General features: G+C 70.2%; 13 protein-coding genes and 1 riboswitch. Of the genes, 4 read left to right on the forward strand and 9 right to left on the reverse strand.

Annotated elements, in window-relative coordinates; all coding sequences use genetic code 11:
- Nucleotides 1-44: 44 nt before the first annotated feature.
- The 7 genes from K5L01_RS10965 to K5L01_RS10995 all read right to left on the reverse strand — a co-directional run bounded on the left by K5L01_RS10965 (nucleotide 45) and on the right by K5L01_RS10995 (nucleotide 6,643).
- Nucleotides 45-815: a prepilin-type N-terminal cleavage/methylation domain-containing protein gene (locus K5L01_RS10965; protein ID WP_250064518.1), complete on the reverse strand. Its 771-nt coding sequence runs from the start codon at nucleotides 813-815 to the stop codon at nucleotides 45-47.
- Between the two features lies 1 nt (nucleotide 816).
- Nucleotides 817-1,428 (reverse strand): hypothetical protein, encoded by a 612-nt coding sequence (locus tag K5L01_RS10970; RefSeq protein WP_250064520.1) that lies wholly within the window; start codon nucleotides 1,426-1,428, stop codon nucleotides 817-819.
- Nucleotides 1,425-1,943: a hypothetical protein gene (locus K5L01_RS10975; protein WP_250064522.1), complete on the reverse strand. Its 519-nt coding sequence runs from the start codon at nucleotides 1,941-1,943 to the stop codon at nucleotides 1,425-1,427. Before K5L01_RS10975 ends, K5L01_RS10970 begins: the two co-directional genes overlap by 4 nt.
- Nucleotides 1,940-3,331 carry a hypothetical protein gene (locus K5L01_RS10980; RefSeq protein WP_250064524.1) on the reverse strand — a complete coding sequence of 464 codons (1,392 nt, stop codon included), beginning with the start codon at nucleotides 3,329-3,331 and terminating at the stop codon, nucleotides 1,940-1,942. The genes K5L01_RS10975 and K5L01_RS10980 overlap by 4 nt, the downstream gene beginning before the upstream one ends.
- The gene (locus tag K5L01_RS10985) at nucleotides 3,328-3,870 is read right to left on the reverse strand and encodes a hypothetical protein (RefSeq protein WP_250064526.1); all 543 of its coding nucleotides are present in this window, start codon (nucleotides 3,868-3,870) and stop codon (nucleotides 3,328-3,330) included. The genes K5L01_RS10980 and K5L01_RS10985 overlap by 4 nt, the downstream gene beginning before the upstream one ends.
- Before the next feature lie 4 nt (nucleotides 3,871-3,874).
- Nucleotides 3,875-4,699 (reverse strand): prepilin-type N-terminal cleavage/methylation domain-containing protein, encoded by an 825-nt coding sequence (locus K5L01_RS10990; RefSeq protein ID WP_250064528.1) that lies wholly within the window; start codon nucleotides 4,697-4,699, stop codon nucleotides 3,875-3,877.
- Nucleotides 4,700-5,065: 366 nt separating this feature from the next.
- Nucleotides 5,066-6,643 carry a BCCT family transporter gene (locus K5L01_RS10995; RefSeq protein WP_250064530.1) on the reverse strand — a complete coding sequence of 526 codons (1,578 nt, stop codon included), beginning with the start codon at nucleotides 6,641-6,643 and terminating at the stop codon, nucleotides 5,066-5,068.
- A 215-nt stretch (nucleotides 6,644-6,858) separates the two neighbouring features.
- A riboswitch (TPP riboswitch) is annotated at nucleotides 6,859-6,959 on the forward strand.
- A gap of 100 nt (nucleotides 6,960-7,059) precedes the next feature.
- Between K5L01_RS10995 and thiC the strand changes: the two genes are divergently transcribed.
- From thiC to K5L01_RS11015, 4 genes are all read left to right on the forward strand, one after another.
- Entirely contained in the window at nucleotides 7,060-8,937 is a 1,878-nt protein-coding gene (thiC, locus tag K5L01_RS11000) for a phosphomethylpyrimidine synthase ThiC (RefSeq protein ID WP_250064532.1), read from the forward strand.
- 476 nt (nucleotides 8,938-9,413) lie between these two features.
- Nucleotides 9,414-11,711 carry a winged helix-turn-helix domain-containing protein gene (locus tag K5L01_RS11005; RefSeq protein WP_250064534.1) on the forward strand — a complete coding sequence of 766 codons (2,298 nt, stop codon included), beginning with the start codon at nucleotides 9,414-9,416 and terminating at the stop codon, nucleotides 11,709-11,711.
- 114 nt (nucleotides 11,712-11,825) lie between these two features.
- Nucleotides 11,826-12,701 (forward strand): helix-turn-helix transcriptional regulator, encoded by an 876-nt coding sequence (locus K5L01_RS11010; protein ID WP_250064536.1) that lies wholly within the window; start codon nucleotides 11,826-11,828, stop codon nucleotides 12,699-12,701.
- A 75-nt stretch (nucleotides 12,702-12,776) separates the two neighbouring features.
- Nucleotides 12,777-15,632 carry a TonB-dependent receptor gene (locus K5L01_RS11015; RefSeq protein WP_250064538.1) on the forward strand — a complete coding sequence of 952 codons (2,856 nt, stop codon included), beginning with the start codon at nucleotides 12,777-12,779 and terminating at the stop codon, nucleotides 15,630-15,632.
- Between the two features lie 624 nt (nucleotides 15,633-16,256).
- Here the strand turns inward: K5L01_RS11015 and ppa are convergent.
- Together ppa and K5L01_RS11025 are read right to left on the reverse strand one after the other, a co-directional pair.
- Nucleotides 16,257-16,802, reverse strand: coding sequence for an inorganic diphosphatase (gene ppa, locus K5L01_RS11020; RefSeq protein ID WP_250064539.1), 546 nt, complete (start codon nucleotides 16,800-16,802; stop codon nucleotides 16,257-16,259).
- A 304-nt stretch (nucleotides 16,803-17,106) separates the two neighbouring features.
- Nucleotides 17,107-19,161 (reverse strand): sodium-translocating pyrophosphatase, encoded by a 2,055-nt coding sequence (locus K5L01_RS11025; RefSeq protein ID WP_250064541.1) that lies wholly within the window; start codon nucleotides 19,159-19,161, stop codon nucleotides 17,107-17,109.
- Nucleotides 19,162-19,320 lie beyond the last annotated feature (159 nt).

Here is a 19,320-nt window from a genome sequence, read left to right on the forward strand (position 1 = left end):
TTCTGTGCCTTGAAGAGGATGCGTTGAAGGAAGGGGACGCGGCATCAGCGGGTCGCGGCCGTCAGCCAGCCGAGCAGGCTCGCGGCGCTCTCGGCCACGACCACGTCGTCGTAGCGCGCCTCGCCCGGATAGTCCGGCGGCGTCACGCAGGTGCCGCTGCCCGTGGCGAAAGCGCGGTTCGCGCTGCCGTCGAAGCCACCGGCGCTGTCGCCGTCGCGCGCGCTGACCGGCGCGACCAGCACGAAGGCCGGGTTGACGACGCTGCCGGTGGCGGTGGCACTGCAGTCCGGGCTGCCGCCCATCCGGTAGTGGGGCTGGGTGGTGGAGGGGGCGGCGGTGGCGGCGCGGGCGAGCGCGGCCGCGAATCCGCCGCTGCCCTCCAGGTCGGGCTGGTCGGCGGACGCGCGCGGCGGCGCGACCAGGTCGGCGCCGGTGCCGCGGTGCACGCCGTAGCGCAGGCGCTCGCCGCGCACCGGCGTGGCAAGGCCCAGGCTTTCGTAGGGCAGCCAGCCGACATTGGCGCCGGCGGCGCAGGTGCCGCCGGCGGCCTCGCGGCCGTAGTCGCCGGTGGCCGAGCCGTCCGGACACGGCAGGCGCTTGTTGCGCAGGGCGAAGGCGTGCAGCGCCTGGCGCGCGGCCTCGGCGTGGGCGCGCGCCGCGGTGTGCTGGCGCGCCTGGCCGAGGTTGTCGAACGCGGACAGCGCACTCACGGCCAGTACGCCCAGGACGGCGACGACCACGGCCAGCTCGAGCAGCGAGAAGCCGGCCTGGGGGCCAGCCGCGGACCGGGACGGACGGGCGGGAAGCCTGCGCATGTCATTGCGCCCTCCCCGGGGCCGCCGGCGGCAGCACGGTGCCCACGTCGTAGCGCAGCTGGCCCTGCAGCTGCTGCAGCTCGGCGATGATCTCGGCATTGCGCTGGCGGCGCTGCGGGCTGTCGGGATGCTGCGTCGACTCGGCCAGTTCACGGGCCAGCAGCTGCGCGCGCTTGGCGATCACCAGGTTGTTGCGGAGTGCGTCCAGGTGGACGTCCGGCGGCGTCTTGCCCGCTTTCTCCAGCGCATCGAGCTGCAGCAGCATGTCGTCGGCGGCGCGGATGTTGTGGTCGGACTTCTGGCGGATCTCGGCCAGCGAGCGGTCGATGTCGACTTGGGTCGGGGTCGCCTCGGCGGGTGCCGGCGCACGTGCGGCGAGGGCGCCGGCGGCGGTGCCGGTTTCGGCGGCGCCGCGCATCCAGGGCGGGGTGTCCTCGCCGCCGGCGGCACGGGCCGGAGCCGCCGCGGACGGGGGTGTGGCGACCGTGTCCGGCGGTGTCTCCGGTGCGGCACCGGTCGCACCGCCGCCGAGCCAGCGCATCCCGACCACGGCCACCGCACCGATGGCGATGACGGCGATTCCCCAGGCCAGGGGGTTCCGGAGCCTGCTCATCGTTCGTCTCCGCTGGCGGCGGCCGGATGGAAGGGCGAGGCCACGGTGTGCACCTTGCGGGTGCCGTCGCTGTTCTCGATGCGGACCCAGTCGGCGCCGATGGCGGCCACCCGCGCACCGTCGCCGAGGCGGGTGCCGGCACGCACGTGGTGGCCGTCGATGACGGCGCTGCGGCGCCCGCCGGTGTCCAGCACGATCGAGACCGAGTGCGCGGCCGGGGCGGCGGTGCTGTCCACGCGCAGGCCGGGGCCGGTGGCGCCGGACGCCGGGGTCGACGGCAGCGCCAGCAGCGGCTGGCCGTCGCCGAGCGCATCGGGGCGCCGCAGCTCGGCCAGGCGCGCCTGCAGCTGGTGGTTGTGGCCGATGGCGCCGCGCAGCTGCGCCATCGCCGCGGTTTCCTCGGCGTTGTTGCCCAGGTGCAGGACGGCCGGCTTGACGATGACCATGGTCGCCAGCCAGGCGGTGACCGCCAGCCAGATCGCCAGCGCGAAGGCCGCGGTGAACTTCATTTTCATGAGCGCGACTCCGTCGACGAGGGCTGCGGGCTCTTGAGCAGGTAGGAGAAGAACCCACCGGCCGCGCGGGTGTTGAGACCGCCGCCCTGGGGGTCGACCGGCTGGGGATCGAAGCCGGCCCGGCGCAGGCGCTCGACGAAGGTCGGCACCTGCATGCCCGGGGTGCCGCGCCAGGCATCGGCGACGCCATCCACGCGCAGGGTGTAGCCGTCCACCGGCGGCGTCGGGCCGGGCGCGGTGCGCGGGGCCTGCGCCGGTTCTTCCAGGCGGACCCGCAGGATGCGCACCTGGCCGGATGCGGCATCGCGCACCAGCGCCAGGCTGGCGCTGGGGTCGGCGCCGGCCTGCAGGTGGGCCGCGCGCTCGATGAAGGCCTGGGTCGCGGCGAAGGCGTCGGGCACCGTCTCGCGGGCCTGCAGGTCGCCGATGCGCTGCTCGATGGCGGCGATCTCGCTGCCCAGCTGCGCGGCGCGGGCATTGGCCTCGCGTGCGCCGAGGGCCCAGCGCGCGCCCAGCGCGCCGAGGATGATGGCGAACACCAGCGATGCGGCGCTGGCCAGCGGCAGCGCCCATTCCGCGGCCCAGGCGACGCGGCTGGACAGCGGGTTGACCGCGATCGTCGCGCTGGCCATCGAACGGATCCAGTCGATGCCGGTGCGGTAGGTGGCGCCCTGCTCGTCGCTCACGTGGCGCAGCGGGACGCTGGTCACCGGCAGGCCGCTGCGCAGCGAGAAGATCTCGCGCAGGTCGTCGTCGGCCCAGTTGCGGCCCTCGTCCGGCTGCGGCACCAGCACCGGGCACCACTGGATCGACAGCGGTTCCAGACTGTCCTCGCCGTTGCCGAGGTCCTCGGCGAACTGCTCGGCCAGCGCGCCGACGGTCATCGCCAGGTCCGAGGGGTCGTCGCTGTAGGCCAGCGCCGTGCGGTAGACCATGTCGTGCTTGAGCATCGCCAGCACGCTGACCTGGCGCCCGGACTGCAGCACCAGGCCCAGGCCGGGCCGCAGCGACTTGAACAGCAGCGAGGTGAAGGGGATCAGCAGGCAGTGGTCCGGCTGCGCCTCGGCCCAGGCATAGGTCTGCTGCCACAGGTCCAGCGGGACCGCGGTGAACAGGGTCTGGTAGCCGGCGCCGACGTTGCGGGTCTTGTGGATCAGGATCTTGCTTTCGCTGTCGATCAGGCCGTCCGAGCGCAGCCGCTTTTCGATCAGCGCCACGGCATGGGCGGGGCTGCCTTCCAGCGAGATCACGTTGCTGACCGCGTTCTCGAAGTCGCTGACCACCACCGCCGCGCGCGGCAGGCGGGGCCGGCTGTCGCTGCGGGTGACGGTGGAGCCGTCGAACAGCAGCCAGCGGCCCTGCTGCTGGATGAGATGGAGCTGGCTCATGGCAAGAGGGGTTCCTGGTGGGGGCTGGCGTCGCCGGCGGTCTGGAACAGCAGGCTGCCGCGCAGCGTCAGTGACAGCGGCGCGGGCTTGCGGTCGAGGCTTTCGGGCGGATCGAACAGGCCCTCGTCGGGGTGCGAGACCGACAGTTCGAAGGCCTCGGCGCCGAACAGGCGCTCGGGGGCGCGCTGCACGGTGGCCAGCAGCGGCAGCGCTTCCTCGCGGCTCATCTGGCCCTGGCGGAGGTTGATCAGGCGTTCGCCCCAGGCGTCCGGCGCCAGGCCGTGGGCATGCGCCGCTTCCAGCAGCTGCCGCGCCGAATCGGCGTAGTCCACGCGCAGCCGTGTCTCCTGCTCGCGCACCCGGGCGTCGGACAGCGTCTGGTTGCGGTCGCCCAGCCGTTGGTAGGCGTTGGCCAGGGACGAACGGGCGTTGACGAACCAGACCGCCGCGATCACCAGGGTCGCCAGGGTCGCGGCGAACAGCAGCAGCGAGACCCGTCGGGAGTCGCGCAGGCGCGCGAGCAGGAGCGAGGGGCGCATCGGCTTACTGGTTCATCTTGTAGTTGGCGACGACCGTCATCACCTGGTCGTCGTCGGTGGCGGTGCCGAACTGGCTGCCATCGGTGGTGGAACTCATGGAGCCGGTGTTGTTGCCGCCCCATTCGGTGCCGATGGTGGTGGCGTCGGTGGCGCCGCCGGCATTGGTGGCCTGGCGCACGAGACCGTCGACGTACTGGCGGAACGCGCCGTTGCCGGCGTCCGGCTTGCCGTCGATCATCTGGTCCAGGGCACGGGCCAGGTCCGGGGTCAGGCCGGTGATGATCATCGCGTTGCCCGAACCGTGGGCGCTGCCGGGCTTGTTCCAGCCGAAGCAGACGCGGATCTCCTGCGGATTGCCGTTGGTGTCCAGGTAGGCGTAGCGGTCTTCCTTGCCCTCGCCGCGGCCCGGAGGCAGGGTGATGCCGGCCTTGCGCACCAGGTCGCGCAGGTCGTAGTTGTTGGCGGTTTCACGGGTGCGGCTCAGGCCGCTGTTGCTCGGCAGGTCGTCGTTGCCCGAGCAGATCAGCGCGGGTTCCTGGGCATTGCTCATGTCGCCGCCGGAGAAGCCGCCGTCGAAATGCGCGCCATTGACCATCAGCTGCGGTGCCGACTGGTTGTCGCCGATCGGAGCGCCATAGCGCTGGTGGTAGCTGTTGTAGGTGACCACCCACTGGTCGATGAACTTCTGCTTGATCCGGGTGTATTCGGCGTTGCGCTGCACGTCGCGGCCGATCATCACGGCGCCGATGATCACGCCGATGATGACCAGGACCACGGCCATCTCGACAAGGGTGAAGCCGCCCTGGCGGCGCTGGGAACGGATTTGCATGGAGTTGCCCCTTTGGTGGAAACCGGCACCGCCCGGCGGGGCATGGAGGCTCCGCCAAGCGCGTGTTGTCGTCTGGGGTGCCTTGATAAGGGGCGGGCGTAAGAGGAGCGTAAGAAGCGCCGCGCAGGGACCTGCGTATGGACGGGTGCCGGCGCGGGCGGGGACGGGGCATGCCGGGGGCGCCGGCGGCGGGCAGCCGCCGTGGCCATGGGAAGGAGCGCGGGGCGGGGTCCGCCGGCGGCCGGGCGCCATGCGGCGCCCGGAGGGAGGGTGCACGGGGCCGTCGCGGCACGGGCCGCGGGGCCGGAGCGCGCCGCGGCTGCGCCCCTCCCGGCGCAGGACCGCGGCGGCGCGGGTCAGCTCGGGTCAGGCATCGGTCGCCGGCCGCTGCGCGGCGGCGTCGGCGGCCTCCTGCGAGGCCATCTCGCGTTCGATCCAGGCTTCGACCATGTGCCGTGCGCGCTGTGCCATGCGCCGCTGGCGGTTGTACTCGGCGTCCAGCACCCGGTACAGGCAGAACATCACCAGCACCATCAGCAGGGCGAAGGGCAGTGCGGCGATGGTGATCATGCCCTGCAGCGCCTCCAGGCCGCCGGCCAGCAGCAGGGTCGCGGCGATCAGTGCCACCGCCACGCCCCAGACCACCTTGCGCGACAGCGGCGGGTCGCCGGATTCGTCGGTGGACATGCTGGCCAGGACCAGCACCGCCGAATCGGCCGAGGTCACGAAGAAGATGATCAGCAGTACCAGCGCGACGATGGACAGCAGCAGCGAGCCGGGCAGGCTGTCGAACAGCGCGAACAGCACGGTTTCATAGCCGTTGGACAGCGCCTGCAGCAGGTCGACATGGCCGCTGATCTGCGCCCACAGGGCGGTGCCGCCGAATACCGAGAACCACAGGAAGCCGAGCAGGGTGGGGGCCAGCACCACGCCGACCACGAATTCGCGCACGCTGCGGCCGCGCGACACCCGCGCGATGAAGGCGCCGACGAACGGCGCCCAGGCGATCCACCAGGCCCAGTAGAAGATCGTCCAGTCCGCCACCCAGGTGCTGCCGGAGAAGGGCGACATGCGCAGGCTCATGGTCACCAGCTGGTTGAGGTAGGTGCCGAGCGTGGTGGTGAAGGTGTCGAAGATGAAACCGGTCGGCCCCAGCACCAGCAAGGCGGCCAGCAGCAGGGCCGCCAGCAGCAGGTTGAAGTTGGACAGCCACTTGATGCCGCGGTCCACGCCGCTGATGGTCGAGGCCATGTACAGCACGAAGGCCACGGCGATGATGGTCAGCTGGATCGGCACCGACGCGGGGATGCCGAACACGCGCTGCAGGCCGGCGCCGATCTGGATGGTGCCGAAGCCCAGCGTGGTGGCCACGCCGATCGCGGTGGCCACCACCGCGGCGATGTTCACCACATGGCCGAGCACGCCGCGGTGATGCGGTCCGATCAGCGGCTGCAGCATGTCGCTGATCAGGCCGCGGCCGTTGCGGTTGTACTGGAACCAGGCCATCGCCAGGCCGATCAGTGCGTAGATGGCCCAGGGGTGCAGGCCCCAGTGGAAGAAGGCGTAGCGCATGGCCGCGCGGGCCGCGCCCGCGCTTTCCGGGTCCAGGCCCTCCGGCGGCTTGGTGAAATGCGATATCGGCTCGGCCGCGCCCCAGAACACCAGGCCGATGCCCATGCCGGTGGCGAACAGCATCGCGAGCCAGCTGGCGCGGGAGAAGTCCGGCTCGGCATCCTCGCCGCCGAGGCGCAGGTTGCCGAAGCGGCCGATGGCCAGGTACAGCAGGAAGGTCAGGGTCAGGAACACGACCAGCAGGTACAGCCAGCCGACATTGCGGACCACCTCGACCAGCACGCCCTGCACGACGTCGTTGAAGGGGCCGGGGGCAATGCCGGCCAGCAGCACGAGGGCGGCGACCAGGGCGACGGAAACACGGAACACCATGGAGGGTTTTCTCCGATCTGGAAACATGAGGGCAGCGCGCCAGGGCGTGCGGCGGATCCGGCAACGAACGGCACGGCAAAAGAAGGAGCGAACAGCGCGGAAAGGACGGCATGGAGATCGCTGCGGGGCATGCTAGCGGTCGCCGCGTCACGATTGTGTTAGAAACGCGGCGCTCGCCGCAGGGCGGCCGCGGCGGAAGGTTTGTGGTCTAATGCGGCCCGAAGCGGGGGTACCGCGGCCATCGGCCACGGTTGAGACAGTCCCTTGGAACCTGATCCGGTTGATACCGGCGTAGGGAAGCTTTGCAGTACGCGCGCGCAGAGGCCCCGTCCGAGGGGCGGCCCGGCGCATGCGTCAGTGCGCCTTCGCTTCGTTCAGCCCGCACCCCCGTGCGGACGCCAACAGGACGACGCCCGATGAATGCACTGCCTTCCTCCCTGCAGCAGCAGGCCCAGCAACTTTCCGCTTCGGTCACCGAGCCGATTCCCGGTTCGCGCAAGATCCACGTGCCCGGTTCGCGGCCGGACCTGCAGGTGCCGATGCGCGAGATCGCGCTGACCCGCACGCCGACCCTGTTCGGCGGCGAGGACAACCCCCCGGTCACCGTCTACGACACGTCCGGCCCCTACACCGACCCGCAGGCATGCATCGACCTGTCCGCCGGGCTGCCGGCCCTGCGTGCGCGCTGGATCGAGGAGCGGGGCGACACCGAGCGGCTGGATGCGCTGAGCTCGGCCTTCGGCCGCACGCGCCAGGACGATGGCCGCCTCGATGCGGTGCGGTTCCCGGGCCGCACGCTGCCGCGCCGCGCCGTGGCCGGCGCCAACGTGACCCAGATGCACTATGCGCGGCGCGGCATCGTCACGCCGGAGATGGAATACGTGGCCATCCGCGAGAACCAGCGGCTGGAGGCGGTACGCGAGGCGCACCTGCTGGCGCAGCACCCCGGGCAGGACTTCGGCGCCAGCATCCAGCGGGTCATCACCCCGGAGTTCGTGCGCGAGGAGATCGCGCGCGGGCGCGCGATCCTGCCCTGCAACATCAACCATCCCGAAAGCGAGCCGATGATCATCGGCCGCAACTTCCTCACCAAGGTCAACGCCAACATCGGCAACAGCGCGGTGTCCTCGGGCATCGCCGAGGAAGTGGAGAAGCTGGTGTGGGCGATCCGCTGGGGCGGCGACACGGTGATGGACCTGTCCACCGGCAAGCACATCCACGAGACCCGCGAATGGATCGTGCGCAACTCGCCGGTGCCGATCGGCACGGTGCCGATCTACCAGGCGCTGGAGAAGGTCGACGGCCGCGCCGAGGAGCTGACCTGGGAGATCTTCCGCGACACCCTGGTCGAGCAGGCCGAGCAGGGCGTGGACTACTTCACCATCCACGCCGGGGTCCTGCTGCGGCATGTGCCGCTGACCGCGCGGCGCGTGACCGGCATCGTCTCGCGCGGCGGCAGCATCATGGCCAAGTGGTGCCTGGCGCATCACAAGGAGAATTTCCTCTACACGCATTTCGAGGACATCTGCGACATCATGAAGGCCTACGACGTGGCCTTCAGCCTGGGCGACGGCCTGCGCCCGGGCTGCATCGCCGACGCCAACGACGCGGCCCAGTTCGGCGAGCTGGAGGCGCTGGGCGAGCTGACCCGGATCGCGTGGAAGCACGACGTCCAGGCGATGATCGAGGGGCCGGGCCACGTGCCGATGCAGCTGATCAAGGAGAACATGGACAAGCAGCTGCGCGAATGCGGGGAGGCGCCGTTCTATACGCTCGGGCCGCTGACCACCGACATCGCGCCGGGCTACGACCACATCACCAGCGCGATCGGTGCGGCGATGATCGGCTGGTACGGCACCGCCATGCTCTGCTACGTGACGCCCAAGGAGCACCTGGGCCTGCCCAACCGCCAGGACGTGCGCGACGGCATCATGGCCTACAAGATCGCCGCGCACGCCGCCGACCTGGCCAAGGGCCATCCCGGCGCGCAGCTGCGCGACAACGCGCTGTCCAAGGCGCGCTTCGAGTTCCGCTGGGAGGACCAGTTCCACCTCGGGCTGGATCCGGAGAAGGCCCGCGAGTTCCATGACGAGACCCTGCCCAAGGACGCGCACAAGCTCGCGCACTTCTGCTCGATGTGCGGCCCGCACTTCTGCTCGATGAAGATCACCCAGGATGTGCGCGACTACGCCGCCGAACATGGCGTGGATACGGGCGCGGCGCTGGAGGCGGGCATGGCTGAGAAGTCGGCGCAGTTCCGTGCGCAGGGCGCCGAGGTCTACCGCGCCGAGTAGGTGTGGCGTGGCGCGGGCGGCACGGGGCGGCGGCAGGATCGCCGTTCCGTGCCGTCGCCGTCGATGGACGCGGTAGGCCGGCACCTGCGCTTTAGGTTGTCTTCAGTTTGCTGAAGACGGAGGCGGCAGGTGTCGCGCGGCACGCCGCGGGACGCCGTCGGCGGAAGGCATGGCACCCCTTGTTTTCCGGGGCCGCAGCGCCTCCCGGGTGGCGCACGCGGGGCGGCCGCAGGCAAAAAAAAACGCGCCCTGGGGCGCGAATCTTGAAGCGGTTTATGGAGTACGTCGGCGAGAGAGAGAGCCTGATGTCGACCCATGCAGGTACACGGGCAACCGCCATAGGCTAAGATCCGCCGGCCTCGAATCATTTGCTCTTTACGTTGGCGCCATTTGCGGATTCTGGCGGTTCACTGGCGGCGGTGCCGGCAGCGGACGGGCACAGGAGCGGCCTCCAACGATCGATCTCCCCCACCGTCATGGAACCCATCGAAAGCGGCCTGCCGCCCTCTGATCGCCTGCGCATCGGCGATTGCCTGGTGATCCTGTCCTCGCGCGAAGTGCATGCGCCTGGCGCCCGTCGTGCATCCCGGTTGACGCCCAAGGCCAGTGGCGTGCTGCAGGTGCTGGCGCGGCGGGCCGGCGAGGTGGTGACCCGCGACGAGCTGTTCGCCCAGGTCTGGCCGGACACGCTGCCGACCAACGATGTGCTGACCCAGGCGGTCACCCTGCTGCGCAAGGCACTCTCGGCCGGTACCGGCGTGCGCCAGGGGCAGGACTACATCGAGACGATCGCCAAGAGCGGCTACCGCCTGGTGGTGCCGGTCGCCTGGGAGGCGGAGCCGGTCGCCACCGCCACGGGTCACGCGGCGGACGCCAGCGGGGCGCCGGCCGTGTCCGGAGCGGGGGACCCGCCGCCGGTGGCCGGCGGCACGCGCGGCCGTGGCCGGTGGACGCTGGCGGTGCTGGCCTCGGCGGCGCTGCTGCTGTGCAGCGCGGGACTGCTGGCGATGATGCTGTGGCGGGCCGCGCCGGCCGGCAACGCGCTGGAGGCGGCGACCGCCGACGGTGTCGACGTGGTGGGCAGCCCCGAGCGGCCCTATCGGCTGATCACCGCGACCCGGGGAATGGCCGCGTTCCCGGCGCTGTCGCCCGACGGCGCGCTGGTGGTCTATGCCGACGAGAGCGAGGGCGGCTCGACCCTGCGGGTGCAGAGCACCGGCAGCACCACCTCGGCCCCGTTGCTGGACACGCCGCAGGGCGCACTGGACCGGTTCCCGGCCTGGTCGCCGGACGGCCGCGAGATCGCCTTCGCACGCTTCCACCCGGACGGTGGCTGCGAGGTGCTGGTGATCGGCGCCACCGGCGGCAGCGCCCGCCGCGCCACCCGCTGCGACGGTGCCGACATGCTCAGCTTCAGCTGGATGCCGGACGGCCGCGGTCTGGTGTTCGGCTCGATGACCGGGGCCCTGGGGGCCGCCGGGATCCGCACCCTGGACCTGGCGACCGGCCACTGGCGGACGCTGGACTACGCCCGCGCCGACGACGATTTCGACTACGCGCCGCGGTATTCGCCCGATGGCCACCAGCTCGCTTTCGTGCGCAACCCGCAGATGGGCGCGCTATGGGCGATGCCGGCCGCGGGCGGGCGGGTGCGGCGGATCACCGCCGGCAGCGCGGAGATGCGCGGGTGGGGCTGGCTCGATGACGACGGCATCGTGTTCGGCCGGCGGGTGGACAGCGAATCGCGCCTGTACCGCGTGGACCTGCGCTCGGGCCGGCTCAGCGACCTGGGCGTGGACGATGCGCAGAGCCCCAGCGTGGCCCGGCTTGGCAAGGTGCTGGTCTTCGTCCACAGCACGCCGCAGTTCGGCCTGTTCCGGGTGCCGCTGGACGATCCCGGGCGCCGGGAGCAGCTGTTCGCGTCGTCCGGCCGCGATGCGCAGCCGATGATCGCGCCCGATGGCCGGCAGGTGGTCTTCACCTCCAACCGGTCCGGGGCCTCCGCCCTGTGGTGGGGGCGGCCGGAACACCCCGATTCGCTGCACCCGGTGGAGGGGTTGCGTCCGGAGACCCGGCAGTCGCCGGACTGGTCGGCGGACAGCCAGCAGGTGCTGGTCAGCGGGCGCGACCCGAGCGGGCGTCCGGGCATCTACGAAGTGACGCCCGAGCAGGGCCAGTGGAAGCGGCTGCCGATTCCGGTGGATGAACCGCTGCAGGCGGTCTATGGCCCGTCGCGGGACACGCTGTTCGTCATCGCCCAGGACCGCGGCGGCACCGTCGAGCTGGTGCTGTTCGACCGTTCGGGCGGACGATGGCGGCGGCAAGGGCAGGTGCACGGGGTCTCGCAGGTGCGCTACGAACGGCACTCCGCGCGGGTGCTGTTCACACGCCTGGCCGAAGGCGGGCTTTGGTCGGCCGATGCCGCCTTGTCGCCCGCGAGCATCGCCGAACTCCGCGGTGACGTGCCCAGCCGCTGGCGCTTCCGTGCCTGGGCCGTGGGCGGCGACGGCGCGGTGGGCTACCTGCACCAGCGGCCCGACTGCCCGGTGCAGCTGAGCCGGCTCGACCGTCCCAGCGCCTCGCGGTGCCTGGACGCCACCGCCGCCAGCACCACCAACGGATTCAGCATCGCGCCCGACGGCACCGCCGTCTATGTGGCGTTGATGCTGAACGAGGGCAACGACATCGGCGTCATGCCGGTCCCGGAACCCGCCTCGCGCCCCCTGCTCGGCGCCTCCAAGTGGTTGCCATGGCTGGGAAAAGTGCGTTCGTGATTCTTTCGTCCGGGCTTTCCGGGGGAATTCGGACACTTATAGGAATAACTTCCTGACAGCTGCGGACAGGATTGGCAAAACCATCGGCCAGTCAAGGCAAAACGGTGGCATGTCATGCAGCAATTGGCCTGGGTCGACCGCGGTCAGTCGGTCACGTTCGAGAAGCTCGCCGAGGACGAGGCGCGCCCGGACTGCATCGGGGTATCGCGGCTGGGCAGCCTGCAGACCTCGGGCAGCGTGTTCACGGTGTGGATGCAGATGCGCGGCAGCGCCTGGGTCGAGTCCAAGGAGGGCCAGTTCCGGCTGCGCCCGCGGGAGTGGCTGGCGTTCGAAAAGGAGTCGCGGCCCATGGTGCAGGCCAGCCGCGACGGCCTGTGCGTCGGCGTGGCGGTGGACGCCCAGGCCCTGCGCATGCTGGGCATGCTGGCCGACGCCGGGCTCTACAGCGGCCACGGGCGGATGAGCTGGACCGAGGCGCGGATGGCCCTGCGCCTGTGGCGCGAAGCGCAGGCCAGCGGTGCCGACAATCCGCTGGCGCTGCGTCCGCTGCTGCTGCACGTGGCCGCGCTGCAGCGCGGGTTCGCCGAGGGCGTGCAGCGCTGCCCGGGGCGTTCGCGCCAGCGCAAGCGCCAGGTGTTCGGGCGCATGCAGCGCGCGCGGATGTTCCTGGAGGGCAACAGCCACCGGGTGGTGCGCATCGGCGAGCTGGCCGAACTGACCAACTTCTCCAGCTGGTACCTGTCCAAGACCTTCCACAGTCTCTACCAGGAGAGCCCGCAGTCGCTCTCCGCACGGTTGCGGCTGGAGCGGGCGGCGACGCTGCTGCGCGACACCGACATGATGATCGGCGAGGTCGCCGAGGCCAGCGGCTTCGACAACTGTTGCAGCTTCGCGCGTGCGTTCCGCGCGCGTTTCGGCCAGTCGGCCACCCGCTACCGCGAAGCGTCCGCACACCTTCCGCCAGAATCGGCAAAGCCTGCGATGGGTTAGTGCAAACCCATCGGTTCGGTACAAACGTAACGTTCAGGGGTGTTTAACACGCCACTAACGTAATCGGAGAGATTGATGAAATTTCGTACTCCCGCAATGCGGCTGGGCCTGCTCCCGGCCGGCATCGCGGTCGCGTTGACGCCCGCTTTTGCTTCCGCCCAGGACACCGCTGGCGCCACCACGCTGGACCGCCTGGAAGTGACCGGTTCGCGCATCCGCGGCGCCAACATGGAAACCCAGCAGCCGATCCTGACCCTGAGCCGTGAGAACCTGGAAAAGCAGGGCTTCACCTCGGTCGCCGACGTGCTGCAGAACATGACCTCGGCCGGTTCGCCGGCGATTTCCCGTGCCGATGCCCTGTCCTCCGGCGAGAACGTCGGCGGCTACTACATCGACATCCGCAACCTGGGCGCCACCCGCACCCTGGTGCTGCTCAACGGCAAGCGTCTGGGCGCCACCTCCGGCGGCTACCAGGACCTGAGCCAGATCCCGATGTCGGCGATCGAGCGCATCGAGGTGCTGAAGGACGGCGCATCGGCGATCTACGGCTCCGACGCCATCGCCGGCGTGGTCAACGTGATCACCCGCAAGCGCTTCGACGGCGCCGAGGCGCAGGTCTACCTCGGCCAGTACGGCGAAGGCGACGGCGAGACCAAGCAGTACTCCTTCACCCTGGGCACGGAAGGCGAGCGCGGCGGCATCACCCTGTCCGCGGAGTATTCCAAGCAGGACCCGGTGATGGCCAAGAACCGCTGGTTCTCGCGGGACGGCGCCAAGGGCCCGAACTCCACGGTCGATGACATGAGCCCGATCGGCCCGAACGGCGTGTGGTGCGATCCGCGCGTGTTCGGCGACTGCCTGCCGGCCAAGGGCAAGCCGGATCCGATCTGGCAGACCGTGAACCAGGGTGGCGATCCGACCAACCCGAACGACTACCACGAGCTGACCCCGGACGAGTTCGCCAACGCCAACCAGCAGATGATGCTGCAGACCGGCGTCGAGCGTAAGTCGCTGTATGTCAACGGCAACTACGACTTCACCGATCGCGTGACGTTCAATGCCGACATCCTCTACAACGAGCGCACCACCGATCAGCTGATCGCCGGCTACCCGTACCAGTCGCAGGCCTTCGGCACCCCGCTGTCGGCCGACAGCGCCTTCAACCCGATCGGCCAGGACGTCGAGTTCCGCCGCCGTCTGTGGGAAGTGCCGCGCGCCACCGAGAGCAAGCTGAAGACCCTGCGCTTCGCGCCGACCATCAGCGGCTTCTTCGAGTTCGCCGACAAGTCCTTCGACTGGAGCGTCGGTGCGCTGTTCAACCGCAACGAGTCGACCAAGAGCAACTACGGTGACATGAGCCTGATCGCCGCGCGCCAGGCGCTCGGCCCGTCGTTCATCGACGCCAACGGCGTTGCCCGTTGCGGCACCGCCGCCAGCCCGATCGACGGCTGCTACGCATGGAACCCGCTGCTGCCGGCCGGCGTCAACGGCCCGGGCTCGCTCGCGGACAAGGACCTGCAGAACTTCCTGTTCCCGACCTTCACCACCACCGGCGTGACCAAGACCACCTCGTTCAACGCCGACCTGGCGGGTTCGATCGTGACCCTGCCGGCGGGTGACCTGGGCTTCGCCATCGGTGTGGAGCACCGTGAAGAGGAAGGCCGCTACGTGCCGGACGCGTTCATGCAGTCGGGCGAGTACACCGGCCTGGCGCAGACCACGACCAACGGCAAGTACAAGCTGGACGAGGTCTACCTCGAGCTGAACATCCCGGTGCTGGCCGACATGGCCTTCGCCAAGGAGCTGACGGTCAACATGGCCGGCCGCTACTCCGACTACAGCAACTTCGGCGATACCGTGAACGGCAAGTTCGGCATCACCTGGCGTCCGCTGGACGAGCTGCTGGTCCGCGGCACCTACGCCGAGGGCTTCCGCGCTCCGTCGGTGGACAACCTGTACGGCGGCCTGGGCTCGAGCTTCGAGAAGTACACCGATCCGTGCTCGGTCGGCGTGTCCGGCAGCGTCGCCGGCAATGCCGCCTGCACCGCGGCCGGGGTGTCCCCGAGCTACGTGCAGCTGGGCCAGGGCCTGACCCCGTGCGGCACCTGGCCGTGCGCGACCCCGGACCAGTTCATCTCCGGCTCCAACGCCGAACTGCTCCCGGAAACCTCGAAGAGCACGACCATCGGCCTGGTCTGGAGCCCGCGCTGGGTCCAGGGCCTGGACATCTCGCTGGACTGGTTCAACTACAAGATCAAGGACATGATCATCGAGGACAGCGTCGACCGCATCCTGCGCGACTGCTACGTGCTCGGCAACAGCGCGCGCTGCGAAGGCATCGTGCGTGCGGCGGACGGCCACATCAGCCAGCTGTTCTACGGCCTGGCCAACCTCGGCGAGATGGAGACCGAAGGCTACGACCTGGGGGTGAAGTACCGCCTGCCGGAGTTGGCCATCGGCCAGTTCAGCCTCGATTGGCAGACCACCTACACCGCCAAGTACGACGAGCAGGGCCAGAACGCCAAGGGTGAGAACATCACCATCGGCTACGTCGGCAGCCCGGGCATCTTCCGCGTGCGCTCCAACCTGGGCCTGAACTGGGAGAAGGGCGAGTGGGGTGTGAACTACACCGCCCGCTACTACTCGGGGATGAAGGAAGACTGCGTCGCCCTGGGCGACGGCTGGTGCGACCTGCCCGACCGCTACGCCAATGGCGAGTGGGCGCCGCTGCGCAGCACCGGTTCGAACACCTTCCACGACCTGCAGGTCAGCTACAAGGCTCCGTGGAACGCGACCGTCGCCATCGGCGCGAACAACGTGTTCAACCACCGCGGCGCACTGCAGTACTCGGCACCGAACAGCAGCTTCGCCTACTACGGCGGGTTCGACATCGGTCGCTACGTGTACCTGAAGTACACCCAGCGCTTCTGATCCATCGAAGCACTGTGCTGCATGACGAGGGGTGGGCCGCAAGGCCCACCCCTTTTCTTTGCGCCGCGTTTCCCGGCGTTGAGGCATGCGGTGTCCGGCGTCACGACACCCATCGGAAGGCGCGGGCGCCGGCCGCGGGGCAGGTGTCCGTGGCCCGCGCAGCCCGCGGCAAGCGGGCGAGCTGGGGGCCAGTGGGCCCGACGGAGTGGGACGCGGCCCCGGCGCCGTGCTCGGGGGCGGACAGTGCCGGAGTGCAGGCCGCCAGTGCGGTGATGCCTGACGGAAGGCCGGCGGACCTGCCGCCGGTTCCAGCGTCGGCTGGACCGGGAACATGCGGAGCGTACGGCGCCCCGCATGGCGGTGGCGGCCATGCCGGCGTCGGGTGTCCGGGGATTGCCAGTCTGTGCACCGCCCGTGCCGTGGCGGGACGCGGGACGTGTCCGCTGCAGGTGGCCGGGGGCGCCGGCGAAGTCACGGCCGGGCGCATGCGGGGCCGGCGGCGGGCGTGTACCCGGCCGGGAGGCCGCTGCGGTGCGGAGGCGCCGGGTGCGGACGCCTGTCGGGCGGGAAGGGTGTCCGGCGCGGGGCCGGCGGCGGGCGCCTGAGGGCACCCGCCGGGGACGATCAGGCGTTCTTGCTCTGGTCGGCCAGGAAGGCCTTGTTGGCATTGGACAGGATCTGCTTGGCTTCGGCGGCGCCGCCCCAGCCTTCGATCTTGACCCACTTGCCCTTTTCCAGGTCCTTGTAGTGCTCGAAGAAGTGGCCGATGCGCTCCAGCCAGTGGCTGGACACCTGGCCGATGTCTTCCACATGGCCGTAGCCGCTGAAGATCTTCGCCACCGGCACCGCCAGGATCTTCTCGTCGCTGCCGGCCTCGTCGCTCATCTTCAGCACGCCGACGGGACGGCAGCGCACCACCGAGCCCGGTACCAGCGGCAGCGGCAGCACCACCAGCACGTCGGCCGGGTCACCGTCGCCGCACAGGGTGCTGGGCACGTAGCCGTAATTGCAGGGGTAGCGCATCGGGGTGGAGAGGATGCGGTCGACGAAGATCGCGCCCGACTCCTTGTCCACCTCGTACTTCACCGGCTCCGAATCCTTCGGGATCTCGATGATGACGTTGATCTCCTCCGGGGGGTTCTTGCCTGCGGAAACGAGTTCCAGACCCATGCGCTGCTCCGAATCGTGCGTTTGACAGAAGGCGGCCATTCTACGCCGCCAGCTGGTGCAACGCACCAAAGGGTGGGCCCGCAGGCGCGCGGTGCGGAAGGCGCGGTGGCGCCGGGGGTGGAAACGCAGGCGGTGTCGCCGGGGCGTCCGGCCTGCACCGGCCTCCGGCGCGGGCACGCGCACCGGTCCACGGTGCCGTCAACGGCATCGGCGGGGCAGCGGTGCCCGGGCAGGGGCGCCCGCGGCACCGCGCCCGTCGCGGGCCCTTTCCGCCGATGGCAGGAGGGGCCCGCGACGGCGCCGCTCAGAGCAGCGGCACCAGCAGCAGCGCGACGATGTTGATGATCTTGATCAGCGGATTGATCGCCGGGCCGGCGGTGTCCTTGTACGGGTCGCCGACGGTGTCGCCGGTGACCGCGGCCTTGTGCGCCTCGCTGCCCTTGCCGCCGAAGTGGCCGTCCTCGATGTACTTCTTGGCGTTGTCCCAGGCGCCGCCGCCGGTGGTCATGGAGATCGCCACGAACAGGCCGGTGACGATGGTGCCGATCAGCAGGCCGCCGAGCGCGCGCGGCCCCAGCAGCAGGCCGACCACGATCGGCACCGCCACCGGCAGCAGCGAGGGCACGATCATTTCCCGGCTCGCCGAGCGGGTCAGCATGTCCACCGCCTTGTCGTACTGCGGCTTGCCGGTGCCCTGCATGATGCCGGGGATGTCGCGGAACTGGCGCCGCACCTCTTCCACCACCGCACCGGCGGCGCGGCCTACCGCCTCCATCGCCATCGCCCCGAACAGGTAGGGGATCAGGCCGCCGATCAGCAGGCCGATGATGACGTAGTGGTCGGACAGGTCGAAGGCGAAGGTCACGCCCGGGTGGGCGGCCTGCAGGTTGTGGGTGTAGTCGGCGAACAGCACCAGCGCTGCCAGCGCCGCCGAGCCGATCGCATAGCCCTTGGTCACCGCCTTGGTGGTGTTGCCCACCGCGTCCAGCGGATCGGTGATGTCGCGGATCTCGCTGGGCAGCTCGGCCATCTCGGCGATGCCGCCGGCGTTGTCGGTGATCGGGCCGTAGGCGTCGAGGGCGACGATCATGCCGGCCATCGACAGCATCGCGGTGGCGGCGATGGCGATGCCGTACAGCCCGCCGAAGTGGAACGCGCCCCAGATCGCCGCGCAGACCGCCACCACCGGCAGCGCGGTGGACTTCATCGAGATGCCGAGGCCGGCGATGATGTTGGTGCCGTGGCCGGTGGTGGAGGCCTGCGCCACGTGCTGCACCGGCTTGTACTGGGTGCCGGTGTAGTACTCGGTGATCCACACGATCAGCCCGGTCAGCACCAGCCCGATCAGCGCGCAGTAGAAGATGTGGGTCGACGAGACCGCCAGCGTGCCATCAAGCGTGGTCAGCCCCTCCGGGAACAGGTTGGCGGTGACGAACCAGAACGCGACCGCGGACAATGCCGCCGACACGATCACGCCCTTGTACAGCGCGCCCATGATGTGGGGGCTGCCGTCCTTCACCTTGACGAAGAACGCGCCGATGATCGAGGCGATGATCGACACGCCGCCCAGCACCAGCGGGTACAGCACCGCATGCGAGTCCTGGGCGAACATCAGCCCGCCCAGCAGCATGGTGGCGATCACCGTCACCGCGTAGGTCTCGAACAGGTCGGCGGCCATGCCCGCGCAGTCGCCGACGTTGTCGCCGACGTTGTCGGCGATCACCGCGGGGTTGCGCGGGTCATCCTCGGGAATGCCGGCCTCGACCTTGCCGACCAGGTCCGCGCCGACGTCCGCACCCTTGGTGAAGATGCCGCCGCCCAGGCGCGCGAAGATCGAGATCAGCGAGCTGCCGAAGGCCAGCCCGACCAGCGCATGCAGTGCGTCCTCGCCGCCCACGCCCAGGTACCGGGTCAGCAGCAGGTAGTAGCCGGCCACGCCCAGCAGGCCCAGCCCGACCACCAGCATGCCGGTGATCGCACCGCCCTTGAACGCCACGTCCATCGCCGCACGCATGCCGTGGCGCGCGGCCTCGGCGGTGCGCACGTTGGCGCGGACCGAGACGTTCATGCCGATGTAGCCGGCGGCGCCGGACAGCACCGCACCGACCGCGAAGCCGACCGCGGTGTACCAGTTCAGGAACACGCCCACCAGCACGAACAGCACCGCGCCGGCGATGGCGATGGTCAGGTACTGGCGGTTGAGGTAGGCGCGAGCGCCCTCCTGGATCGCCGTGGCGATCTCCTGCATGCGGGCATTGCCGGCAGGCTGGCGCAGGACCCAGCGGGTGGCGAACAGGCCATAGGCGATGGCGATGACCGCGCACGCCAGGGCGAAGACGAGACCGTAATGTTCCAGCATGAACCCCTCCATCACAGGTGGATGTCGTCCAGCAGCGGCTGAACGCGGGACACGCCGGGGCATGAAGCACTGGAACAGACCCGGAGCCATGCAGCGGCCGTGGTGCGTGTCGCGGTGTTCAACGATTCCTGGAGCTGTCCGGCAGTATGGGTCAGCCCG

It is taken from the genome of Stenotrophomonas mori (assembly GCF_023556335.1).
Lineage (GTDB): Bacteria > Pseudomonadota > Gammaproteobacteria > Xanthomonadales > Xanthomonadaceae > Stenotrophomonas > Stenotrophomonas mori.

Bases quoted from the DNA above. Each gene is read 5' to 3' on its own strand.
- K5L01_RS10965 (WP_250064518.1), bottom strand. From the start codon at position 815: ATGCGCAGGCTTCCCGCCCGTCCGTCCCGGTCCGCGGCTGGCCCCCAG.
- K5L01_RS10970 (WP_250064520.1), bottom strand. From the start codon at position 1,428: ATGAGCAGGCTCCGGAACCCCCTGGCCTGGGGAATCGCCGTCATCGCC.
- K5L01_RS10975 (WP_250064522.1), bottom strand. From the start codon at position 1,943: ATGAAAATGAAGTTCACCGCGGCCTTCGCGCTGGCGATCTGGCTGGCG.
- K5L01_RS10980 (WP_250064524.1), bottom strand. From the start codon at position 3,331: ATGAGCCAGCTCCATCTCATCCAGCAGCAGGGCCGCTGGCTGCTGTTC.
- K5L01_RS10985 (WP_250064526.1), bottom strand. From the start codon at position 3,870: ATGCGCCCCTCGCTCCTGCTCGCGCGCCTGCGCGACTCCCGACGGGTC.
- K5L01_RS10990 (WP_250064528.1), bottom strand. From the start codon at position 4,699: ATGCAAATCCGTTCCCAGCGCCGCCAGGGCGGCTTCACCCTTGTCGAG.
- K5L01_RS10995 (WP_250064530.1), bottom strand. From the start codon at position 6,643: ATGGTGTTCCGTGTTTCCGTCGCCCTGGTCGCCGCCCTCGTGCTGCTG.
- thiC (WP_250064532.1), top strand. From the start codon at position 7,060: ATGAATGCACTGCCTTCCTCCCTGCAGCAGCAGGCCCAGCAACTTTCC.
- K5L01_RS11005 (WP_250064534.1), top strand. From the start codon at position 9,414: ATGGAACCCATCGAAAGCGGCCTGCCGCCCTCTGATCGCCTGCGCATC.
- K5L01_RS11010 (WP_250064536.1), top strand. From the start codon at position 11,826: ATGCAGCAATTGGCCTGGGTCGACCGCGGTCAGTCGGTCACGTTCGAG.
- K5L01_RS11015 (WP_250064538.1), top strand. From the start codon at position 12,777: ATGAAATTTCGTACTCCCGCAATGCGGCTGGGCCTGCTCCCGGCCGGC.
- ppa (WP_250064539.1), bottom strand. From the start codon at position 16,802: ATGGGTCTGGAACTCGTTTCCGCAGGCAAGAACCCCCCGGAGGAGATC.
- K5L01_RS11025 (WP_250064541.1), bottom strand. From the start codon at position 19,161: ATGCTGGAACATTACGGTCTCGTCTTCGCCCTGGCGTGCGCGGTCATC.